The sequence below is a fragment of the Type-C symbiont of Plautia stali genome (assembly GCF_059730935.1).
Window position 1 is genome coordinate 1,022,730 of record NZ_AP035923.1, and the last position, 20,741, is coordinate 1,043,470.

The 20,741-nt window shown below is 56.6% G+C and carries 11 protein-coding genes, 2 tRNA genes and 3 rRNA genes; 8 read left to right on the top strand and 8 right to left on the bottom strand.

Annotated elements, in window-relative coordinates; translation table 11 throughout:
• Positions 1-69: 69 nt before the first annotated feature.
• The 7 genes from clpB to AC6I7J_RS04655 all read left to right on the top strand — a co-directional run bounded on the left by clpB (position 70) and on the right by AC6I7J_RS04655 (position 9,973).
• Complete coding sequence (gene clpB / locus AC6I7J_RS04625) at positions 70-2,643, top strand: ATP-dependent chaperone ClpB (protein ID WP_498006911.1); 2,574 nt, start codon at positions 70-72, stop codon at positions 2,641-2,643.
• A 474-nt stretch (positions 2,644-3,117) separates the two neighbouring features.
• Positions 3,118-4,659: ribosomal RNA gene (locus AC6I7J_RS04630) — 16S ribosomal RNA — on the top strand.
• Between the two features lie 74 nt (positions 4,660-4,733).
• Positions 4,734-4,810 (top strand) — tRNA-Ile (locus AC6I7J_RS04635).
• A 149-nt stretch (positions 4,811-4,959) separates the two neighbouring features.
• Positions 4,960-5,035 (top strand) — tRNA-Ala (locus AC6I7J_RS04640).
• A 198-nt stretch (positions 5,036-5,233) separates the two neighbouring features.
• Positions 5,234-8,139: ribosomal RNA gene (locus AC6I7J_RS04645) — 23S ribosomal RNA — on the top strand.
• Positions 8,140-8,344: 205 nt separating this feature from the next.
• Positions 8,345-8,460, top strand: a 5S ribosomal RNA gene (gene rrf / locus AC6I7J_RS04650).
• Together the 16S, 23S and 5S rRNA genes with 2 tRNA genes alongside form the textbook arrangement of a ribosomal RNA operon.
• Before the next feature lie 211 nt (positions 8,461-8,671).
• Positions 8,672-9,973, top strand: a complete 1,302-nt coding sequence (locus tag AC6I7J_RS04655) for an MFS family transporter (protein ID WP_498006912.1) — start codon at positions 8,672-8,674, stop codon at positions 9,971-9,973.
• On the opposite strand, the gene AC6I7J_RS04660 is transcribed toward AC6I7J_RS04655, so the two are convergent.
• The 5 genes from AC6I7J_RS04660 to trxC form a co-directional block, all read right to left on the bottom strand.
• Positions 9,974-10,294, bottom strand: coding sequence for a YfiM family lipoprotein (locus tag AC6I7J_RS04660; RefSeq protein WP_480310059.1), 321 nt, complete (start codon positions 10,292-10,294; stop codon positions 9,974-9,976).
• A 3-nt stretch (positions 10,295-10,297) separates the two neighbouring features.
• Positions 10,298-11,656 carry a CDP-diacylglycerol--serine O-phosphatidyltransferase gene (gene pssA / locus AC6I7J_RS04665; RefSeq protein WP_497998331.1) on the bottom strand — a complete coding sequence of 453 codons (1,359 nt, stop codon included), beginning with the start codon at positions 11,654-11,656 and terminating at the stop codon, positions 10,298-10,300.
• Positions 11,657-11,739: 83 nt separating this feature from the next.
• Entirely contained in the window at positions 11,740-14,427 is a 2,688-nt protein-coding gene (locus AC6I7J_RS04670) for a bifunctional acetate--CoA ligase family protein/GNAT family N-acetyltransferase (RefSeq protein WP_498007210.1), read from the bottom strand.
• Between the two features lie 86 nt (positions 14,428-14,513).
• A complete protein-coding gene (locus tag AC6I7J_RS04675) occupies positions 14,514-15,206 on the bottom strand; it encodes a tRNA-uridine aminocarboxypropyltransferase (RefSeq protein ID WP_498006913.1) in 693 nt (230 codons plus the stop codon).
• Positions 15,207-15,282: 76 nt separating this feature from the next.
• A complete protein-coding gene (trxC, locus tag AC6I7J_RS04680; protein WP_021313847.1) occupies positions 15,283-15,702 on the bottom strand; it encodes a thioredoxin TrxC in 420 nt (139 codons plus the stop codon).
• A gap of 156 nt (positions 15,703-15,858) precedes the next feature.
• On the opposite strand from trxC, the gene AC6I7J_RS04685 reads away from it, so the two are divergent.
• Complete coding sequence (locus AC6I7J_RS04685; protein WP_021506463.1) at positions 15,859-17,001, top strand: tRNA/rRNA methyltransferase; 1,143 nt, start codon at positions 15,859-15,861, stop codon at positions 16,999-17,001.
• Positions 17,002-17,043: 42 nt separating this feature from the next.
• On the opposite strand, the gene emrB is transcribed toward AC6I7J_RS04685, so the two are convergent.
• The 3 genes from emrB to mprA all read right to left on the bottom strand — a co-directional run bounded on the left by emrB (position 17,044) and on the right by mprA (position 20,449).
• Positions 17,044-18,579, bottom strand: a complete 1,536-nt coding sequence (gene emrB, locus AC6I7J_RS04690) for a multidrug efflux MFS transporter permease subunit EmrB (RefSeq protein WP_021506464.1) — start codon at positions 18,577-18,579, stop codon at positions 17,044-17,046.
• Positions 18,580-18,596: 17 nt separating this feature from the next.
• The gene (gene emrA / locus AC6I7J_RS04695) at positions 18,597-19,769 is read right to left on the bottom strand and encodes a multidrug efflux MFS transporter periplasmic adaptor subunit EmrA (protein WP_058770894.1); all 1,173 of its coding nucleotides are present in this window, start codon (positions 19,767-19,769) and stop codon (positions 18,597-18,599) included.
• A gap of 149 nt (positions 19,770-19,918) precedes the next feature.
• The gene (gene mprA / locus AC6I7J_RS04700; protein WP_021506466.1) at positions 19,919-20,449 is read right to left on the bottom strand and encodes a transcriptional repressor MprA; all 531 of its coding nucleotides are present in this window, start codon (positions 20,447-20,449) and stop codon (positions 19,919-19,921) included.
• Between the last annotated feature and the right edge of the window lie 292 nt (positions 20,450-20,741).

The window sequence follows — 20,741 nt, forward strand, 5'->3', positions numbered from 1 at the left end:
AACCTTGAAAATTTGAGGGATGACCTCATTTAATCTCCAGTAGCATTTTGACCTGTAATGGGAGGAATCATGCGTCTGGATCGTCTTACCAACAAATTCCAGTTGGCCCTGGCCGATGCACAGTCCCTTGCTCTGGGACACGATAATCAATTCATCGAACCCCTGCACCTGATGAGCGCGCTGCTCAACCAGGAGGGTGGATCGGTACGTCCGCTGCTCAGCGCGGCGGGAGCGGATGTCGCTAACCTGCGTACCAGCATTGAACAAGCCATCAATCGTTTGCCGCAGGTCGAAGGGACTGACGGCGACGTTCAGCCATCAGCGGATTTGGTCCGGGTACTGAATCTGTGCGACAAGCTGGCGCAAAAGCGCGGCGACAACTTTATTTCATCTGAATTATTTGTTCTGGCGGCCCTCGAATCGCGCGGCTCGCTGGCGGACTTACTGAAGTCTGCCGGTGCCACGGCGGACAAACTCGCTAAGGCCATCGAGCAACTGCGGGGAGGGGAAAACGTGAACGATCAGGGGGCTGAAGATCAGCGCCAGGCTTTGAAAAAATACACCATCGATCTGACGGAGCGCGCTGAGCTCGGCAAGTTAGATCCGGTTATCGGGCGTGACGAAGAGATTCGCCGCACCATTCAGGTATTGCAGCGTCGAACCAAAAATAACCCGGTGCTCATCGGTGAACCGGGCGTCGGTAAAACCGCCATCGTTGAAGGGCTGGCACAGCGCATCATTAACGGCGAAGTGCCGGAAGGGCTGAAAGGCCGGCGCGTTCTGGCGCTGGATATGGGCGCGCTGGTGGCCGGTGCGAAATATCGCGGCGAGTTTGAAGAGCGCCTGAAAGGCGTACTGAATGACCTCGCGAAGCAGGAAGGCAACGTCATTCTGTTTATCGATGAACTGCATACCATGGTCGGCGCCGGTAAAGCCGACGGCGCGATGGATGCCGGCAACATGCTGAAGCCGGCGCTGGCACGCGGTGAACTGCACTGCGTGGGTGCCACTACGCTGGATGAATATCGCCAGTACATTGAGAAAGATGCCGCGCTGGAGCGCCGTTTCCAGAAAGTGTTCGTCGCCGAACCGAGCGTGGAAGACACCATCGCCATTCTGCGTGGCCTGAAAGAGCGTTACGAGTTGCATCACCATGTGCAGATTACCGACCCGGCTATTGTGGCTGCGGCAACGTTGTCGCACCGCTATATTGCCGATCGCCAGTTGCCGGATAAAGCCATCGACCTGATTGATGAGGCGGCGTCGAGTATTCGTTTGCAGATTGACTCCAAACCGGAACCGCTCGATCGTCTCGAACGGCGCATCATCCAGCTCAAACTGGAGCAGCAGGCGCTGAAGAAAGAATCGGATGACGCCAGCGTTAAGCGTCTGGAGATGCTGGAAAGCGAGCTGGATCAGAAAGAGCGCGAATATGCTGAGCTTGAAGAAGAGTGGAAAGCGGAAAAAGCCTCGCTGACCGGCACGCAAAACATCAAAGCTGAGCTGGAGCAGGCGCGTCTGGCTATGGAGCAGGCACGGCGTGTGGGTGACCTTGGCCAGATGTCGGAACTGCAGTACGGCAAAATTCCGGAGCTGGAAAAACAGCTGGCAAGCGCCACGCAGGCTGAAGGTAAAACCATGAAGCTGTTACGCAACCGCGTAACGGATGTCGAGATCGCCGATGTGCTGGCGCGCTGGACCGGTATTCCGGTGGCCCGCATGATGGAAGGCGAGCGCGATAAACTGTTGCGGATGGAGCAGGAGCTGCATGCCCGGGTTATCGGCCAGGACGAAGCGGTTGAAGCGGTATCGAACGCCATTCGCCGTAGCCGCGCCGGTTTGTCTGACCCGAACCGGCCGATCGGATCGTTCCTGTTCCTTGGACCGACCGGTGTCGGTAAAACCGAGTTGTGCAAGGCGCTGGCTAATTTCCTGTTCGATAGCGATGACGCGATGGTGCGTATCGACATGTCGGAATTCATGGAGAAACATTCGGTGTCGCGTCTGGTCGGGGCACCTCCAGGCTACGTCGGTTATGAAGAGGGGGGTTACCTGACAGAGGCGGTGCGTCGTCGCCCTTACTCGGTGATTTTGCTGGATGAGGTGGAAAAAGCGCATCCGGATGTGTTCAACATTCTGCTGCAGGTGCTGGACGACGGGCGTCTGACCGATGGTCAGGGGCGCACCGTGGACTTCCGTAATACCGTGGTGATCATGACATCTAACCTCGGTTCGGATCTGATTCAGGAACGTTTCGGCGCGCTTGATTACGCGGAAATGAAAGATGTGATGATGACGGTCGTCGGACACCACTTCCGTCCGGAGTTTATCAACCGTATTGATGAGGTGGTGGTATTCCATCCGCTGGGTGAAAAACATATTGCCTCGATTGCGCAGATTCAGCTGCAGCGGCTGTATCAGCGTCTGGAAGAGCGCGGTTATCAGCTGCACATTTCCGACGCGGCGCTGAAACTGCTGGGCGAAAATGGTTACGATCCGGTTTACGGCGCGCGGCCATTGAAACGGGCTATTCAGCAGCAGATTGAAAACCCGCTGGCGCAGAAGATTTTGTCTGGCGCGCTGGTTCCGGGAAAAACCATCGAAATGGATGTGCAGGACGATGCCATCGTCGCACATCAATAACGCAAGGTGACAAAAACGGGCCTCAGGGCCCGTTTTTTTATGCTGTTTCGCAAGAATCAGCTGGTTTTTGCAACGTGTTGCCTGGAAAGTGAGCGGTCGCGCAAAAACTGCAAATTAGCGCTTGTCAGGCGAAACGAAGTCCCTATAATGCGCCACCACTGAGACGGCAAAGCGGCAACGCAGGCGGCTCAGCAGGGCGTGAAGTGATTCACCCCGCCGGAGAAAAACGCTGAAAAAAGTGTTTGACTCTGAAGGAGGAAAGCGTAATATACGCCACCTCGCGACAGCAGGCCGAACGCCGCGTCGCACCGCTCTTTAACAATTTATCAGACAATCTGTGTGGGCACTCGCAGGATTGATATCACAAGCCTACGGGCTTTAAAAAATATCAAGTCTTTGCTGAGTGAACACGTAATTCATTACGAAGTTTAATTCACAGAGCATCGCTGCACTCGTTGCAGCAAATCAAACTTTAAATTGAAGAGTTTGATCATGGCTCAGATTGAACGCTGGCGGCAGGCCTAACACATGCAAGTCGAACGGCAGCACAGAAGAGCTTGCTCTTTGGGTGGCGAGTGGCGGACGGGTGAGTAATGTCTGGGAAACTGCCCGATGGAGGGGGATAACTACTGGAAACGGTAGCTAATACCGCATAACGTCGCAAGACCAAAGTGGGGGACCTTCGGGCCTCACACCATCGGATGTGCCCAGATGGGATTAGCTAGTAGGTGGGGTAATGGCTCACCTAGGCGACGATCCCTAGCTGGTCTGAGAGGATGACCAGCCACACTGGAACTGAGACACGGTCCAGACTCCTACGGGAGGCAGCAGTGGGGAATATTGCACAATGGGCGCAAGCCTGATGCAGCCATGCCGCGTGTATGAAGAAGGCCTTCGGGTTGTAAAGTACTTTCAGCGGGGAGGAAGGCGGTGAGGTTAATAACCTCGCCGATTGACGTTACCCGCAGAAGAAGCACCGGCTAACTCCGTGCCAGCAGCCGCGGTAATACGGAGGGTGCAAGCGTTAATCGGAATTACTGGGCGTAAAGCGCACGCAGGCGGTCTGTTAAGTCAGATGTGAAATCCCCGGGCTTAACCTGGGAACTGCATTTGAAACTGGCAGGCTTGAGTCTCGTAGAGGGGGGTAGAATTCCAGGTGTAGCGGTGAAATGCGTAGAGATCTGGAGGAATACCGGTGGCGAAGGCGGCCCCCTGGACGAAGACTGACGCTCAGGTGCGAAAGCGTGGGGAGCAAACAGGATTAGATACCCTGGTAGTCCACGCCGTAAACGATGTCGACTTGGAGGTTGTGCCCTTGAGGCGTGGCTTCCGGAGCTAACGCGTTAAGTCGACCGCCTGGGGAGTACGGCCGCAAGGTTAAAACTCAAATGAATTGACGGGGGCCCGCACAAGCGGTGGAGCATGTGGTTTAATTCGATGCAACGCGAAGAACCTTACCTGGCCTTGACATCCAGAGAACTTAGCAGAGATGCTTTGGTGCCTTCGGGAACTCTGAGACAGGTGCTGCATGGCTGTCGTCAGCTCGTGTTGTGAAATGTTGGGTTAAGTCCCGCAACGAGCGCAACCCTTATCCTTTGTTGCCAGCGGTTCGGCCGGGAACTCAAAGGAGACTGCCGGTGATAAACCGGAGGAAGGTGGGGATGACGTCAAGTCATCATGGCCCTTACGGCCAGGGCTACACACGTGCTACAATGGCGCATACAAAGAGAAGCGACCTCGCGAGAGCAAGCGGACCTCATAAAGTGCGTCGTAGTCCGGATTGGAGTCTGCAACTCGACTCCATGAAGTCGGAATCGCTAGTAATCGTAGATCAGAATGCTACGGTGAATACGTTCCCGGGCCTTGTACACACCGCCCGTCACACCATGGGAGTGGGTTGCAAAAGAAGTAGGTAGCTTAACCTTCGGGAGGGCGCTTACCACTTTGTGATTCATGACTGGGGTGAAGTCGTAACAAGGTAACCGTAGGGGAACCTGCGGTTGGATCACCTCCTTACCTGAAGATACTTTCCCGCGAAGTGCTCACACAGATTGTCTGATAGAAAAGTAACGAGCAGAAAAAACCTCTACAGGCTTGTAGCTCAGGTGGTTAGAGCGCACCCCTGATAAGGGTGAGGTCGGTGGTTCAAGTCCACTCAGGCCTACCAGATTTCTTCTCATGCCGCGTTATGTTTCCGGCTCGCATAGTTCACTATGCTTCGCGAAAACATGCCTTGCCTGAGACGAAATCACATTTCCCGTGTGAGAAACGTGACTCCTGGTGAGTGGATGTAGATGGTCTCTGCAGTGACTGTATGGGGCTATAGCTCAGCTGGGAGAGCGCCTGCCTTGCACGCAGGAGGTCAGCGGTTCGATCCCGCTTAGCTCCACCATTACAGTACTGAAACTTACTTCAGAGTATACCGGCGACGGTGTGCTGCGAAGTATTTGCTCTTTAACAATCCGGAACAAGCTGAAAATTTGAAACGACGCGTCGTATTCATTCTCCGTAATAAGAATGAAATCACGATGCGTTCGGGTCTCTCAAATGCTTGCAGTCCGCAGCGTTGCAAAACGCCTGTGGGTTGTGAGGTTAAGCGACTAAGCGTACACGGTGGATGCCCTGGCAGTCAGAGGCGATGAAGGACGTGCTAATCTGCGAAAAGCGACGGTAAGGTGATATGAACCGCTACAGCCGTCGATGTCCGAATGGGGAAACCCAGTGTGTTTCGACACACTATCGTTAACTGAATACATAGGTTAACGAGGCGAACCGGGGGAACTGAAACATCTAAGTACCCCGAGGAAAAGAAATCAACCGAGATTCCCCCAGTAGCGGCGAGCGAACGGGGAGCAGCCCAGGACCTGAATCAGCTTGTGCATCAGTGGAAGCGTCTGGAAAGTCGCGCGATACCGGGTGACAGCCCCGTACACGAAGATGCATGAGTTGTGAGTCCGACGAGTAGGGCGGGACACGTGGTATCCTGTCTGAACATGGGGGGACCATCCTCCAAGGCTAAATACTCCTGACTGACCGATAGTGAACCAGTACCGTGAGGGAAAGGCGAAAAGAACCCCGGCGAGGGGAGTGAAACAGAACCTGAAACCGTGTACGTACAAGCAGTGGGAGCCTACTTGTTAGGTGACTGCGTACCTTTTGTATAATGGGTCAGCGACTTATATTCTGTAGCAAGGTTAACCGCATAGGGGAGCCGAAGGGAAACCGAGTCTTAATTGGGCGTTAAGTTGCAGGGTATAGACCCGAAACCCGGTGATCTAGCCATGGGCAGGTTGAAGGTTGGGTAACACTAACTGGAGGACCGAACCGACTAATGTTGAAAAATTAGCGGATGACTTGTGGCTGGGGGTGAAAGGCCAATCAAACCGGGAGATAGCTGGTTCTCCCCGAAAGCTATTTAGGTAGCGCCTCGTGAACTCATCTCCGGGGGTAGAGCACTGTTTCGGCTAGGGGGCCATCCCGGCTTACCAACCCGATGCAAACTGCGAATACCGGAGAATGTTATCACGGGAGACACACGGCGGGTGCTAACGTCCGTCGTGAAGAGGGAAACAACCCAGACCGCCAGCTAAGGTCCCAAAGTCATGGTTAAGTGGGAAACGATGTGGGAAGGCACAGACAGCCAGGATGTTGGCTTAGAAGCAGCCATCATTTAAAGAAAGCGTAATAGCTCACTGGTCGAGTCGGCCTGCGCGGAAGATGTAACGGGGCTAAACCATGCACCGAAGCTGCGGCAGCGACACTATGTGTTGTTGGGTAGGGGAGCGTTCTGTAAGCCGCTGAAGGTGTGCTGTGAGGCATGCTGGAGGTATCAGAAGTGCGAATGCTGACATAAGTAACGATAAAGCGGGTGAAAAGCCCGCTCGCCGGAAGACCAAGGGTTCCTGTCCAACGTTAATCGGGGCAGGGTGAGTCGACCCCTAAGGCGAGGCTGAAAAGCGTAGTCGATGGGAAACAGGTTAATATTCCTGTACTTGGTGTTACTGCGAAGGGGGGACGGAGAAGGCTAGGTTATCCGGGCGACGGTTGTCCCGGTTTAAGCGTGCAGGTGTGAAGACCAGGCAAATCCGGTCTTCTTTAACACTGAGGCGTGACGACGAGCCGCCACGGCGGTGAAGTAACTGATGCCCTGCTTCCAGGAAAAGCCTCTAAGCTCCAGGTAACACGAAATCGTACCCCAAACCGACACAGGTGGTCAGGTAGAGAATACCAAGGCGCTTGAGAGAACTCGGGTGAAGGAACTAGGCAAAATGGTGCCGTAACTTCGGGAGAAGGCACGCTGGCGCGTAGGTGAAGGGACTTGCTCCCGGAGCCGAGGCCAGTCGAAGATACCAGCTGGCTGCAACTGTTTATTAAAAACACAGCACTGTGCAAACACGAAAGTGGACGTATACGGTGTGACGCCTGCCCGGTGCCGGAAGGTTAATTGATGGGGTTATCCGCAAGGAGAAGCTCTTGATCGAAGCCCCGGTAAACGGCGGCCGTAACTATAACGGTCCTAAGGTAGCGAAATTCCTTGTCGGGTAAGTTCCGACCTGCACGAATGGCGTAATGATGGCCAGGCTGTCTCCACCCGAGACTCAGTGAAATTGAAATCGCTGTGAAGATGCAGTGTACCCGCGGCAAGACGGAAAGACCCCGTGAACCTTTACTATAGCTTGACACTGAACATTGAGCCTTGATGTGTAGGATAGGTGGGAGGCTTTGAAGCGCGGACGCCAGTCTGCGTGGAGCCAACCTTGAAATACCACCCTTTAATGTTTGATGTTCTAACGTAGGCCCGTGATCCGGGCTGCGGACAGTGTCTGGTGGGTAGTTTGACTGGGGCGGTCTCCTCCCAAAGCGTAACGGAGGAGCACGAAGGTTGGCTAATCCTGGTCGGACATCAGGAGGTTAGTGCAATGGCATAAGCCAGCTTGACTGCGAGAGTGACGGCTCGAGCAGGTGCGAAAGCAGGTCATAGTGATCCGGTGGTTCTGAATGGAAGGGCCATCGCTCAACGGATAAAAGGTACTCCGGGGATAACAGGCTGATACCGCCCAAGAGTTCATATCGACGGCGGTGTTTGGCACCTCGATGTCGGCTCATCACATCCTGGGGCTGAAGTAGGTCCCAAGGGTACGGCTGTTCGCCGTTTAAAGTGGTACGCGAGCTGGGTTTAGAACGTCGTGAGACAGTTCGGTCCCTATCTGCCGTGGGCGCTGGAGAATTGAGGGGGGTTGCTCCTAGTACGAGAGGACCGGAGTGAACGCACCGCTGGTGTTCGGGTTGTCATGCCAATGGCACTGCCCGGTAGCTAAGTGCGGAAGAGATAAGTGCTGAAAGCATCTAAGCACGAAACTTGCCCCGAGATGAGTTCTCCCTGACCCTTTAAGGGTCCTGAAGGGACGTTGAAGACGACGACGTTGATAGGCCGGGTGTGTAAGCGCAGCGATGCGTTGAGCTAACCGGTACTAATGACCCGTGAGGCTTAACCTTACAACGCCAGAGGCGTTTTGGTCTGAGAGACCGGAAGAATTTTCAGCTTGTGACGGAAAAATTAGCGGAAACGAAAGATTTTGCGCTGAGGCAAGGCGCCGGACGAGACGGTACGAGGGAGCATACAGAAGTATGTGACTGAGTAGCGCGAGGACGGGCAACGCGGCATCAGCGAAAAAGATTCGTTTCGCGCACAAAGAATTTGCCTGGCGGCAACAGCGCGGTGGTCCCACCTGACCCCATGCCGAACTCAGAAGTGAAACGCCGTAGCGCCGATGGTAGTGTGGGGCCTCCCCATGCGAGAGTAGGGAACTGCCAGGCATCAAACCAGTAAGGAAGCCCCGGACGAGAGTCCGGGGCTTTTTTACGTCTGGCGATCGCTAAATCCACTTCACCCCTTGCAAAATCTCGCCCTAAAACTCCAGCTCTGTCACATTTTGTCATCCTGAACGGGCTCTGATTCCCCCGCGCTGCTCTCAGATGCTTTACTCATTGCTTTAGCGATGTTCTTCGCAAGGAAATGAGGTAAAAGATGACCGACTTACAACAAAAATCGGCCCAGCCGGAAGCGGCAGCCGTCAGTAAACAACGCATCTGGGCCATTATCGGCGCGTCGTCCGGCAATCTGGTCGAATGGTTTGATTTCTACGTCTACTCGTTCTTTTCGCTCTATTTTGCCCATGTATTTTTCCCGGCCGGCGACACCACTACCCAGTTGCTGCAAACGGCCGGCGTGTTTGCGGCGGGCTTCTTAATGCGTCCCATCGGTGGCTGGCTATTCGGCTACATCGCGGACCGTCACGGCCGAAAAAGTTCGATGCTGATCTCGGTATGCATGATGTGTTTTGGTTCGCTGGTCATCGCCTGTTTACCCGGCTATGGCGAAATCGGCATTGCGGCACCGGTGATTTTGTTGCTGGCGCGCATGTTTCAGGGCTTATCGGTGGGCGGTGAATATGGTACCAGTGCTACCTACATGAGTGAGGTGGCACTGGAAGGGCGCAAAGGCTTCTACGCGTCGTTCCAGTACGTCACACTGATTGGCGGTCAGCTGTTAGCCGTGCTGACGGTCGTGGTACTGCAACAAATTCTCAGTGATGAAGCGCTGCGCAGCTGGGGCTGGCGAATTCCGTTCTTTCTTGGCGCGGTTCTGGCAGTGGTCGCTCTGTGGTTGCGTCGCTCACTGAATGAAACCTCCGAGAAAAAGCACCGGGAACATCGCGATGCCGGCAGCATCCTTGGCCTGCTGCGTAACCATTCGCGCGCCTTCCTGATGGTGCTTGGCTTTACCGCCGGCGGATCGCTGAGCTTCTATACCTTCACAACCTACATGCAGAAATATCTGGTGAACACGGCGGGTATGGATGCGCGCAGCGCCAGTGCGTTGATGACCGGCGCGCTGCTGGTATTCATGCTGATTCAGCCAATTGTGGGCGCGCTGTCAGATAAGATTGGCCGGCGGGCATCAATGATGATCTTCGGCGCTGGCGCGGCTATCTGTACCGTGCCGATTTTGATGTTGCTGCAGAATGTGCAAAGTAGCGGGCTGGCGTTCGTGCTGGTGATGCTGGCGCTGATTATTACCAGTTTCTACACCGCGATCAGCGGCATTCTTAAAGCGGAGATGTTCCCGCCGGAAGTGCGTGCATTGGGCGTGGGGCTTTCCTATGCGGTAGCTAACGCTATCTTTGGCGGTTCGGCCGAATACGTGGCGCTGTTGCTGAAGAAGCACGGCATCGAAACCACCTTCTTCTGGTATGTCTCGGCAATGGGTGCGCTGGCATTTCTGGTATCGCTGATGCTGCACCGCAAAGGCAAGGGGATTGCGTTGTGATTACTGGCTCAGGTTCCACAGGGCAATGCCGCTGGCCGCACCGGCGACATCCCAGCTGAGATCTTTCCAGCTCCAGCCGCTCCCGGCAGGGCGGCTGTCCCAGGCTTCTTTGGCCACGCCGAAGCTTAGCGAAAAGAGCAGGCCGAAGCGCAGATTTTGCCCGCGCCCCTGATGTTGATGCTGAGAGATCTCACTGCCAGCGACAGCCAGAGCGGCAGAGGAGAAAAAGTGTTGTGCTTTATCCTGGCCGGTCCAGCTGTCCTGCGCCACATGCGCACATCCGCTACACAGTAATCCCGCACAGAGGATGAGCGCACGCATCAGCTACAGCAGACGGCTAATAAGGCGATCGATACGGATGCGACGCAGACGGCGAATCAGCTTACGCACCTTTGCCGGATAATCAGAGATGCTCTCCAGCTCGCGGAAATGTTTCACCACCGTGGTGTGCTGACGGATCAGCGCCAGTTCCTTATCGCGCTGCTCTGCCAGCTGGTTGAGCGGATCGTGAATCAGCACCGCATTTTCCAGATCGAGTCGCCAGGCGCGCGGATTGAGGTTATTACCGGTGATCATCATCCACTCGTCATCAACCCAGATGCCTTTCAGGTGATAGCTGTTGTCACCATCTTTCCACAAACGTACCGTCAGCTGGCCGTTATTGACGTAATACTGCAACCGGCTGAGGAAGCGACGCAGGTTGATTTCATACAGATAGGGCAGCGCACCGATAATCTTGAACGGCTCGTGTGGCGGAATGTAGAAATCGTTGGCGGTTTTATCGCCGACGATGATCTCGACCTCTTTGCCCTGACGCAGCAGCTGGATCAGATTGCGCACCAGAATGGCCGGCAGGTTAAAGTACGGCGTGCACAGCGTGAGCTTACGCTCGGCGCAGGGCATTAAATGGAAGATGGTTTTGTTCAGCAGGCTACGTTTACCCAGCCCGACCAGCGGCGTGACGGCCAGTGATTCGTTGCCGGCATCACCGGTAAACTGATAATTGAAGCTGCGCAGCTCCTGGCGAAACTGGCGGGTTTCATTCTTGATTTCCGGGCTGGAGGGACGTTCGGCCTGGTCGAGACGGTTAACGGCCTCAGAATGTTTGAGATTCTCACCAATCCACTGAAACATGGTGTCCGCCAGCTGCGGATTTCGGATCAGCTGATAACGGTCATAACGGTATTTATCATGCTGATGCAGATAAACATCGTTCAGGCTGGCACCGCTGTAGAGCAGCGTATCGTCAATGATAAAGCCTTTCAGATGCAGCACACCGAGCGCTTCACGGGTGTTCACCGGAATGCCATACACCGGAATCGCGATATCGGGATGCTGTGCCGCCATTTCGCAATACCAGTCGGCGTTCGTCAGGCCGCGCGCGGCACCGATACGGCCGCGCTGCGCACGATGCCAGTCCACCAGAATGCTGACATCCAGTTCCGGGCGCGCCTGACGTGCTGCATACAGCGCCTGCATGATGCTGCGTCCGCCGTCATCATTTTCCAGATACAGCGCGGCGATGCAGATGCGTTTTTCTGCCGTAGCGATTTTCGTCAGCAGGGTTTCACGAAACTCGGCGGGCGAGTAAAGCGTGGTCATATCCGACACGGACTGTGACAGTTTAGGCAGCTGTGCGAGGTGTTGTTGGTGTTTATTGCGTTTGAATTTAGACAACATCACAGTGCACTTCTTCTCTGTTCATTGTATGGCCTTTTGCCATCAAATCATGATCCTAACGGTAAATAATAACATCAACCGGCCGGTTAAGGAGGATTTTTACCTTTCTCTACAGCCAGGTCACCGGTGTCAGCCAGCGGTAAATTCAGGCTGACAATGCCATCATCCAGTTGAATATTCACACGAAAATTGAGTTTTCGCGCCAGGGTAATCATGCCGGTATTGTGCGGCATGGTGATACCGTTCAGTTGTTGCAGGCCGTGATCGCGCGTATAGCGGATCATCTTTTCCAGCAGCCGTCTGCCCATGCCCAGACCCTTGAGGTCGGAACGCACCAATACCGAGAATTCTGCGTCGATATTGTCAGCATCGGAGATAGCGCGCGTCACGCCGATAATCTCATCGGCACCGTTATGCTGGCGTACTGCGACAATCGCCATCTCCCGGTCGTAATCGATCTGCGTCATGTTCGCCAAATCGTCGTGGGTAAACTCATTGATCTCACTGAAGTAGCGATAGTAAAGGTCTTCTTTGGTGACCCGGGCGATGAAGGCACGTAGCTGCGGTTCATCCTCCGGCAGAATCGGCCGAAACAGGCAGCGCTGGCCATCTTTAAGCTGCACCTGCTCTTCCAGATGGTGCGGATAGGGACGAATCGCCAGCCGCGCCTCACTGTCGCCATGAAACGGAGCCAGCTGCAGCGTCACGTCCAGCAGGGTAAAGGTATTGGCGGATGCCAGCAGCGGGTGAATATCCAGCCGCTGAATCTCCGGACAGTCCACCACCAGGTTTGATACCTGCACCAGCAGCTGACTCAAACCGGTGATGTCCAGCGGTCGCAGTGCACTGCGGCTGCGCACTTTGCCGCTCTTCAGTGCCTGAATCACCAGATAGCGCGCCAGCGTCATATTCAGCGGCGGCAACGCTACGGAGGCCTGCTTGTCCGGTTGCCACTCCACACCGCCTTCGCCCAGCATGATGATCGGGCCAAACAGCGGGTCATGCTCAACCACCACCCGCAACTCCTGTGCACCGGCGCGGTTCGCCATACTTTGCACCAGCAGGCCGTCAATGCGCGCCTGCGGATGCGTTTCACGCACGCGATCGAAGATGGCGTCTGCTGCCTGTTCAACTTCTGCCGCGCTGCGCAGATAGAGCATCACGCCCTGTACATCCGACTTATGCGCAATATCCGGCGAGCGTAGCTTGAGCGCCACCGGATAACCAATCTGGTCGGCAATCTTAGCGGCAGACTGGCTGTCGCTGGCGATCCAGGTTGGCAGCGTCGCCAGCCCGTAAGCCTGCAGTATGGGCTGCACCTCGTGCGTATCCAGCGTGGTAATGCCGCTATCCAGTGCCTGTTGCAGCAACTGATGTGCCTCGGCGCTGTTTTGCGTCAGGCCCAGCGGCAGCGCTGGCGTTTCGCGTAGCTGTTTCTGGTTACGCCGATACTCAACCTGGTGCATAAATGCCGTCACCGTGCCTTCTGGCGTGCGCCAGGTCGGAATGCCGGCCTGGGTGAATGCGCGGCGGGCTTCCTGCGAAGAGTGTTCTCCGCACCAGTTGGTCAGCAGCGTCACCTGCTTACCCCGCGGATGCGCGGCCACCGCCGCAATAATCTGCGCGGCGGTTTCACTGGCCGGAGAGACGGCGCTGGGTGAATGGATGATCATCAGCGCATCCAGTTCATGGCTGTCGAGCAGCTGTGTTACGCAGGCCACGTACAGCGCGGGCGTTGCATGATCTTTCAAATCCAGCGGATTACCGCGCCCGATGCCCTCCGGCAGCAGGGCCGCCAGCGCCTGCAGCGTGGGCTCATCCAGCGTCGCCAGCTTGCCGTTACGCGCATAGAGTTCATCCAGCGCCAGCGCTGCCGGGGCTGCGCCGTTGCTGATAATCATCAGGCGCTCACCGCGCAGCGGACGCATGTGGCTGAGCGACTCCACGGCGGAAAACAGCTCATGCGTGTCCTGCACGCGCAGCAGACCGGCGCGCTGAATGGCGGCATCCCAGGCGGCATCCAGCCCGCTGGCGGTGCCGATCATCGCCTGTGCCTGATGGCTGCGACCGCTTTTGATCACCAGAATCGGTTTATTACGCGCTGCGCTACGCGAGGCAGAAACGAAGCGCCGGGCGTCGCTCAGGTGTTCCAGGTAGAGCAAAATGGCGCTGGTTTTGCCATCGCGTGCAAGAAAATCCAGCAGGTCGTCGACATCAATATCCAGGCTGTCGCCCAGGGCGATAAACCACGAAAAGCCCAGGTTGCGCTGTTGCGCCCAGTCGAGAATGGTGTTGGAAACCGCCGCCGATTGCGAAATAAAGGCGATGCGTCCTTTCGCAATCGGTACCGGTGAGAAGCTGGCATTCAGCCCCTGCCAAGGGGCTAACAGGCCCAGACTGTTGGGGCCCAGCAGGCGCATCTGCCACTGGCTGGCACAGGCTTTCAGCGCCTCCAGCTGGCTGGCCGGCGCGGAGAGAATAATGCAGGCTTTACAGCCTTTTTCTCCCAGCTGCTGTAACAGTTCCAGGTTGCGTCTGGCGTGGGTGCAGATAATCGCCAGGTCGGGGGCGAAGGGCAGGCTGGCCACGTCTGGCCAGGCCAGCACGCCGCTGACCGCCTTGTATTTGGGCGTGACCGGCAACACCGGACCGCCAAAGCCGCCCGCCAGCAGGTTGCGCATCATCAGATAGCCTGCGCGGCCCGGTTTTACCGACGCACCCAGCACCGCAATTGATTTCGGTCGTAACAGCGCTTCCAGTCCACGTTGGCTCATCATTCGCTCCTGCTCTCGGGATTGGCATGATTGTAAACGCTTTTGCGCCGGTTGCCGATTTGTCGATGTCAGGCTGCGAGCCAGCTTCAGAAATTATCTGCTTGCGCGTGTATCGGATGGTGGGGTTTGCCGGCCAGATAGGCTTGACGAAAGCGTTCAAAGTGCTGCTGCAACGCCTGCGCCGCCGGGACGTCACCTGCCTGTTCCAGCAGCGCGGCGGCCACTTCGGCGGTGCAGTGCTGGCCCGGCGCATGGGGTTCGCGCAGCGTGTAGCGCGACGGTGTTGCCACATTCAGTGACATCACCGGAAAGCTATCCAGCCACGGACTTTTGCGGAACATTTTGCGCGCTTCGGTCCAGGTGCCGTCGAGCATGATAAACAGCGGGGGCTTACCGCCGGTGGGTGGCGTGGTCAGCACCTGGCGATCGGCATCGGCGTAGGCACCGGGAAACACCACCATCGGCTGATAATCCGCCGTCTGCACCGCCGCCAGCAGCGCGGCGTCGGGCTCGGTGCGCGACCAGCCAAAGGCCTGGGTTTCCGGCAGAATGTCGGCAATCAGCCGACCGGTATTACTGGGTTTCATTGGTTCAGTATCAAACATCACCAGGCAAAACCGACTGCGCGCCTGTTGCGGCTGCAGGGTCGCGCACAGACAGTTTTTATGCGGCAGCAGGCAGCGCTGACAGCGCAGCACGCGGTTGCCTCGGGCAAGAAACGGGCGCGTGGCACGCGCTAAACGCTGCGCACGCAGGCGCAGGACGGCATTATCAGACATAGCATCGCGGACAGGGAAAAACGCCAGTGTAATAGAAGGGCAAAAACAAGGCCAGCGCGTGGCTGGCCCTGGGGGATTAGAGTGATTCGTCGAGCCATTCGTTGAATGGCGCTTTCGGCATCGCACCGTTCAGCATGTCCACCATCTCACCGTTTTTGAACAGCATAATGGTTGGGATGCTGCGGATGCGAAAACGCGTGCTGAGCGCAGGTTCCGCCTCGGTGTTCACTTTCACGAAGCGCACTTTGCCGCGCCGCTCGTCAGCGACGTCTTTAAACACCGGCGCGAAGTTCACGCACGGGCCGCACCATGGCGCCCAGAAGTCGACCACGACCGGCAGATCGTCCTGCAGGTATTTATCCAGCGTGGCCGCCGTGGCATTCACCACTTCGCCGCTAAATAGCGCATCGCCGCAGCGACCGCATTTGGCTCCGTCGGCCAGACGTTCCTCGGGAACGCGGTTAGTTGCCTGACAGGAGGCACATACAGTATTCATCGTCACCTCAAACCGGACCTGTAAATCTTAGGATTGGTGAACATTATGAAAAGGTTGAATGCTATGCTCAATCTGGATTAAGCAATAGGTTCAATAGTTGATAGCTAAGCGCCGACACATCAGGTAATCTTCGCGCTCTCAATGCTGGAGGAACAGATGAACGACGAATTTAAAGGCAAAAGCGGCAAGGTAAAAGTGATGTACGTACGTGATGAGGAGGGCGGTCAGAAGCCAAATCCCCGTACCGGCAAAGGCGGCCGTCCTGCTGCGCGCCAGGAAGAGAATCGTCGCTCTGGTCCTCGCAGCACCCGTAATAATGAAGAGAGCGGTCGTCCGCGCACCGCCCGTGGCGATGATGCCGGGCGTTCGCGTGGACCACGTGACGATGCTGGCCGTTCGCGCGGTCCGCGTGACGATAGCGCGCGCGGTCGCCGCAGCGATCGGGACGATCGCGGCTTCAGTGATTCACCGTGGCGCACCGTGTCACGTCCGCCTGTCGCCGCTGAAGCGGATGCGGGTGACGAAGCGGCCAGCAGCAAGCCGGTTATCGACCCGGAACTGATTCGCCGTCAGCGTCAGGAAGAGACGCGCGTATACGGCGAAAACGCCTGCCAGGCGCTGTTCCAGAGCCGTCCCGAAAGCATCGTCCGTGCGTGGTTCGTGCAAAGCGTCACGCCGCGCTTCCGCGAAACCCTGCGCTGGCTGGCGGCAAACCGCAAAGCCTATCACGTGGTGGACGACGCCGAGCTGGCGAAAGCGTCCGGGACTGAACACCACGGCGGCGTGTGCTTCATTATTAAGAAGCGCATGGGCATGCCGGTGGCGGAATGGCTGCAGCAGGCGCAGAGCAAAGACTGCGTACTGGCGCTGGAAGATGTCAGCAACCCGCACAACCTTGGCGGTATCATGCGCAGCTGCGCGCACTTTGGCGTCAAAGGTTTGCTGGTCAATGATGCCTCGCTGCTGGAGTCGGGTGCCGCAGTCCGCACGGCTGAAGGTGGTGCAGAGCACGTCCAGGCGATCAGCGGCGAAAGCTTTGCTGCGGGTCTGGAAGCATTCCGCAAAGCCGGTTACACCATCGTGACCACATCCAGCCACGCCGGTACGCCGCTGGCGCAGGCGGCGCTGCCAGCCAAAATGGTACTGGTGCTGGGTCAGGAGCGTGAAGGTCTGTCAGACAGCGCATTCCAGCAGGGCGATATCAGCCTGTCGATTGGTGGTACCGGCAACGTTGAAAGCCTCAACGTCTCGGTCGCGACCGGCATTCTGCTCGCCGAATGGTGGCGTCAGAACGCATAAATAAAAAAACGGGCCGCTGTGGCCCGTTTTTGTTTCTGTCACTCAGTGCGCGCCACCGCCGCCGCCGCCCGCGCCAAACGGCGGTCGGGCAAACCACACCAGAACCAGCAGGACCAAAAACACCCCCGCCGATGCCCAGAAGATCTCGTTAGCCGAGATAATCAGGCCCTGATTAGTAATTTGCTGGGCGATATAAGCCGACGCCTGCTGCTGCGTCATGCCCATGCTTTGCAGCTGATCATACATTTGCTGCGAATTCGGATTGAATGGATTAACCGACTCCGACAGGTAGCTGTGGTGCATCGATTCGCGGTCTGTCCACATGGTGGTGGTGATTGACGTTCCGATTGAACCCGCCAGCGTACGCACAAAGTTCGACAGGCTGGAGGCCGCCGCCATACGCTCTGGCGGCAAGCCGGACAGCGTAATGGTGGTCAGCGGCATAAAGAAGCAGGCTACCGCGAACCCCTGGATAAACTGCGGCCACGCGGAGGCACCGAAATCCATCCCCGGCTCAAACGTATACGCACGCCAGTAGAAGCACACCGCGTACATGATAAAACTAAAGGTTACCAGCCGCCGCATATCGAGCTTATGGGCGAAGCGACCAATGATCGGCGACAGAATCACCGGAATGATCCCCACCGGCGCCGATGCCAGCCCTGCCCAGGTGGCGGTATAGCCGTATACCTCCTGGAGCAACTGCGGCAGCAGGACGATCGAGCCGAAGTACAGCATGTAAGCCAGACTGATCGACAGACAGCCGATGGTGAAATTTCGCTTCTTAAATAGCGACAAATCGACAATCGGGTGATCGTCGGTCAGCTCCCACACCAGCAGCACGGCCAGCGACACCACCGCGACCACCGTCAGCACGATGATTTCGGTTGAGCCAAACCAGTCGAGTTCTTTACCGCGGTCAAGCATCACCTGCAGAGAACCAATCCCCACCACCAGCAGCACCAGACCGACCATATCGATCGGGCGGATCTCAGTTTTGGTTTCGCGCCCACGCAGGGTTTGCAGCGTCAGCATCACCACCACCACGCCAATTGGCACGTTGATGAAGAAGATCCAGCCCCAGTGATAGTTATCACTGATCCAGCCGCCGAGAATCGGACCGCAGATCGGCGCAACGATCACCGTCATCGCCCACAGCGACAGCGCCACGCTGCGCTTGGCCGGCGGGTAGTTGTTCAGCAGCAAACTTTGCGACAGCGGAATCAGCGGACCGGCCACCACGCCCTGAATCACGCGGAAGAAGATCAGCATCTCCAGGCTTTCGGACATGCCGCACGCCCATGAGGCCAGCGCGAACAGAATGGTCGACCATGTGAACAGCTTCACTTCACCGACGCGCTTTGCCAGCCAGCCGGTGATCGGGATCGAGATAGCATTCGCCACCCCGAACGAGGTGATCACCCAGGTGCCCTGCGAGTTGGACGCCCCAAGGTTACCGGCGATGGTCGGGATCGCCACGTTAGCGATGGTGGAGTCGAGTACCTGCATGAACGTCGCCAGCGACAGGGCGATGGTCATCAGAACTAACGGCGCACCTTCAAGCGGCTTTTGTGCCATAACAGCCTCCCGCGAGGTTATTGCGCGTTGGCACGGACAATGTCAGCGATCAGCTGGTTAACCGGCGCAAGGTCGATTGCCAGCGCGTTACTTTCATACGCGGCCTGGGTGCGGACATTGCTGGCCAGCGCGGCGCCATCTTTATTCTGGGTATCTACTTTCACCAGCGTGGACAGGCCGATACGCAGCGGATGTTGCGCCACTTGCTGCGGATCGAGTTCGATACGCACCGGCAGGCGCTGTACCACTTTGATCCAGTTACCGGTGGCGTTCTGCGCTGGCAGCAGCGAGAAGGCGCTACCGGTGCCCATATCCAGACCAACCACTTTGCCGTGATACTCCACATCATCGCCGTAGATATCACTGATGACCGTGGCGGGCTGACCGATGCGCACGCCTGCCAGCTGCGTCTCTTTAAAGTTGGCGTCAACCCACAGGTTGGTGGCCGGCACCACCGCCAGCAGCGGTGTGCTGGTGGAGATCTGTGAACCGACCTGCACGCTGCGACGCGAGACATAGCCGTCCATCGGGCTGCGGATGTCGGTGCGCTGCAGCGCCAGCCAGGCATCGCGCAGCTCAGCGGCGCTCTGTTTTACCGCCGGCTGGTTTTCGAGGTCGGTATTCAGGATCATCGCCTGGTTCGCGTTGTACTGCTGAATCGCCACGTCCAGCTGAGCTTTCGCCGTGGCCACGGCATCACGCGCGTGCTGCAGCTCTTCGCGACCAATCAGATTGGCGGCACCGAGCGGCTCGCGACGTTTCAGGTCGGATTCGGCCTGATCCAGCGCGGTCTGTTGCAGCTTGATGGTAGCCTGATACTGTTTGCCGTTGATCATCAGCTGGTGCGTCTGGCGCACGCTGGTGGCCAGCGCGGTCTGCGCTTTCTCGAATGCCTGCTGCGCATCGGTTTTATCCAGCGACACCAGAATGTCGCCTTTTTTCACCCGATCCGTATCCTCGAACCACACTTTATTCACGCTGCCGGAAACCTGGGCCATCACCTGCACCTGGTTGCCTGCCACGTAGGCGTCATCGGTTTCCTGGAAGTGGCGCAGCACCAGATACCAGTAAGCCAGATAACCCACACCAATCACGATAAACACGATAGCCAGCAGGATCAGCGCACCTTTGCGCTTCTTCTTTTTGTTCGCGGGCTGTTGCGGGCTTTGAGCTTCCGCTGTCGCACTCATGTCGTTCTCCACGTTTGCCATTTAGTCGGGATGTGTTGATCCATCAACACGGTCGCCCGAGTCGAAAAAGCCAGCGTTTGCAACGCTGGCCGGATAAAAGGGGATTAAAATAGCGATTTCGGTGGGTGATTGTGTCGCAGTTCTTGCTATTAACGCGACAGGGAAGCGATAACCTGATCTTCGTCCATTTTATCGAGACGGTTAAGCAACTTACGCGTGATGGCTTCCAGCTGCTCCTGCTCGGTATCAGTCAGCGAGGACCACAGATACTGCAGGCTCTGATGCTGTGGTGGCAGCAGCTGACGTAAGAATTCATTACCTTTTTCCGTCAGGTGCAGGTGCAGGCAACGGCGATCGTTGTCGCTCTCACGACGCTCGATCCAGCCGCGCTTTTCCAGTTCATCCGCGATGCGCGTCGCGTTGGTGCGGGAAGAACCCAGCGCCGAGCTCAGCTCAGAAGGCTGAATGCTCTGGTTTTCCTGCGCGTCCAGCGTAATCAGCGCCATGAATAAAGTTTCGTTAATTCCCTGCGCCTTCAACATTTTGTTGCGATTATCCAGCAGCTTACCCTGCATGTGCATGCACAGACGGGTCAGGATGATCTCCTGCAGCGGAAAATCTTTGTGGCGATTAGCACGGATGTTTAGCATCTGCTCAATGGGAGTAAACGAGCTTTCCATTAAAAACCTCTTAGTTGCAACAAATATAATAATGAGGGTGACAGATTAAGCGTAGTCATATTTTCCGCCTGTGATTGTTTGCACCGTCACACTGTCAGCACCTGGCGTTCCAGGTCGGTCCATAACCCTGGGCTCTGCGCCCTGACCAGCCGCTTTGCAGACAAAGCCGCCATCGTCATCAATTCGCTAAGCGAAACCTTCAGTGGATTGAATAATTTCGCGAGTAAAAATAACTTAGGTGAATAACTGTGTGGCTAACCATAACAAAGCCAATCATTAATGAACAGTATCG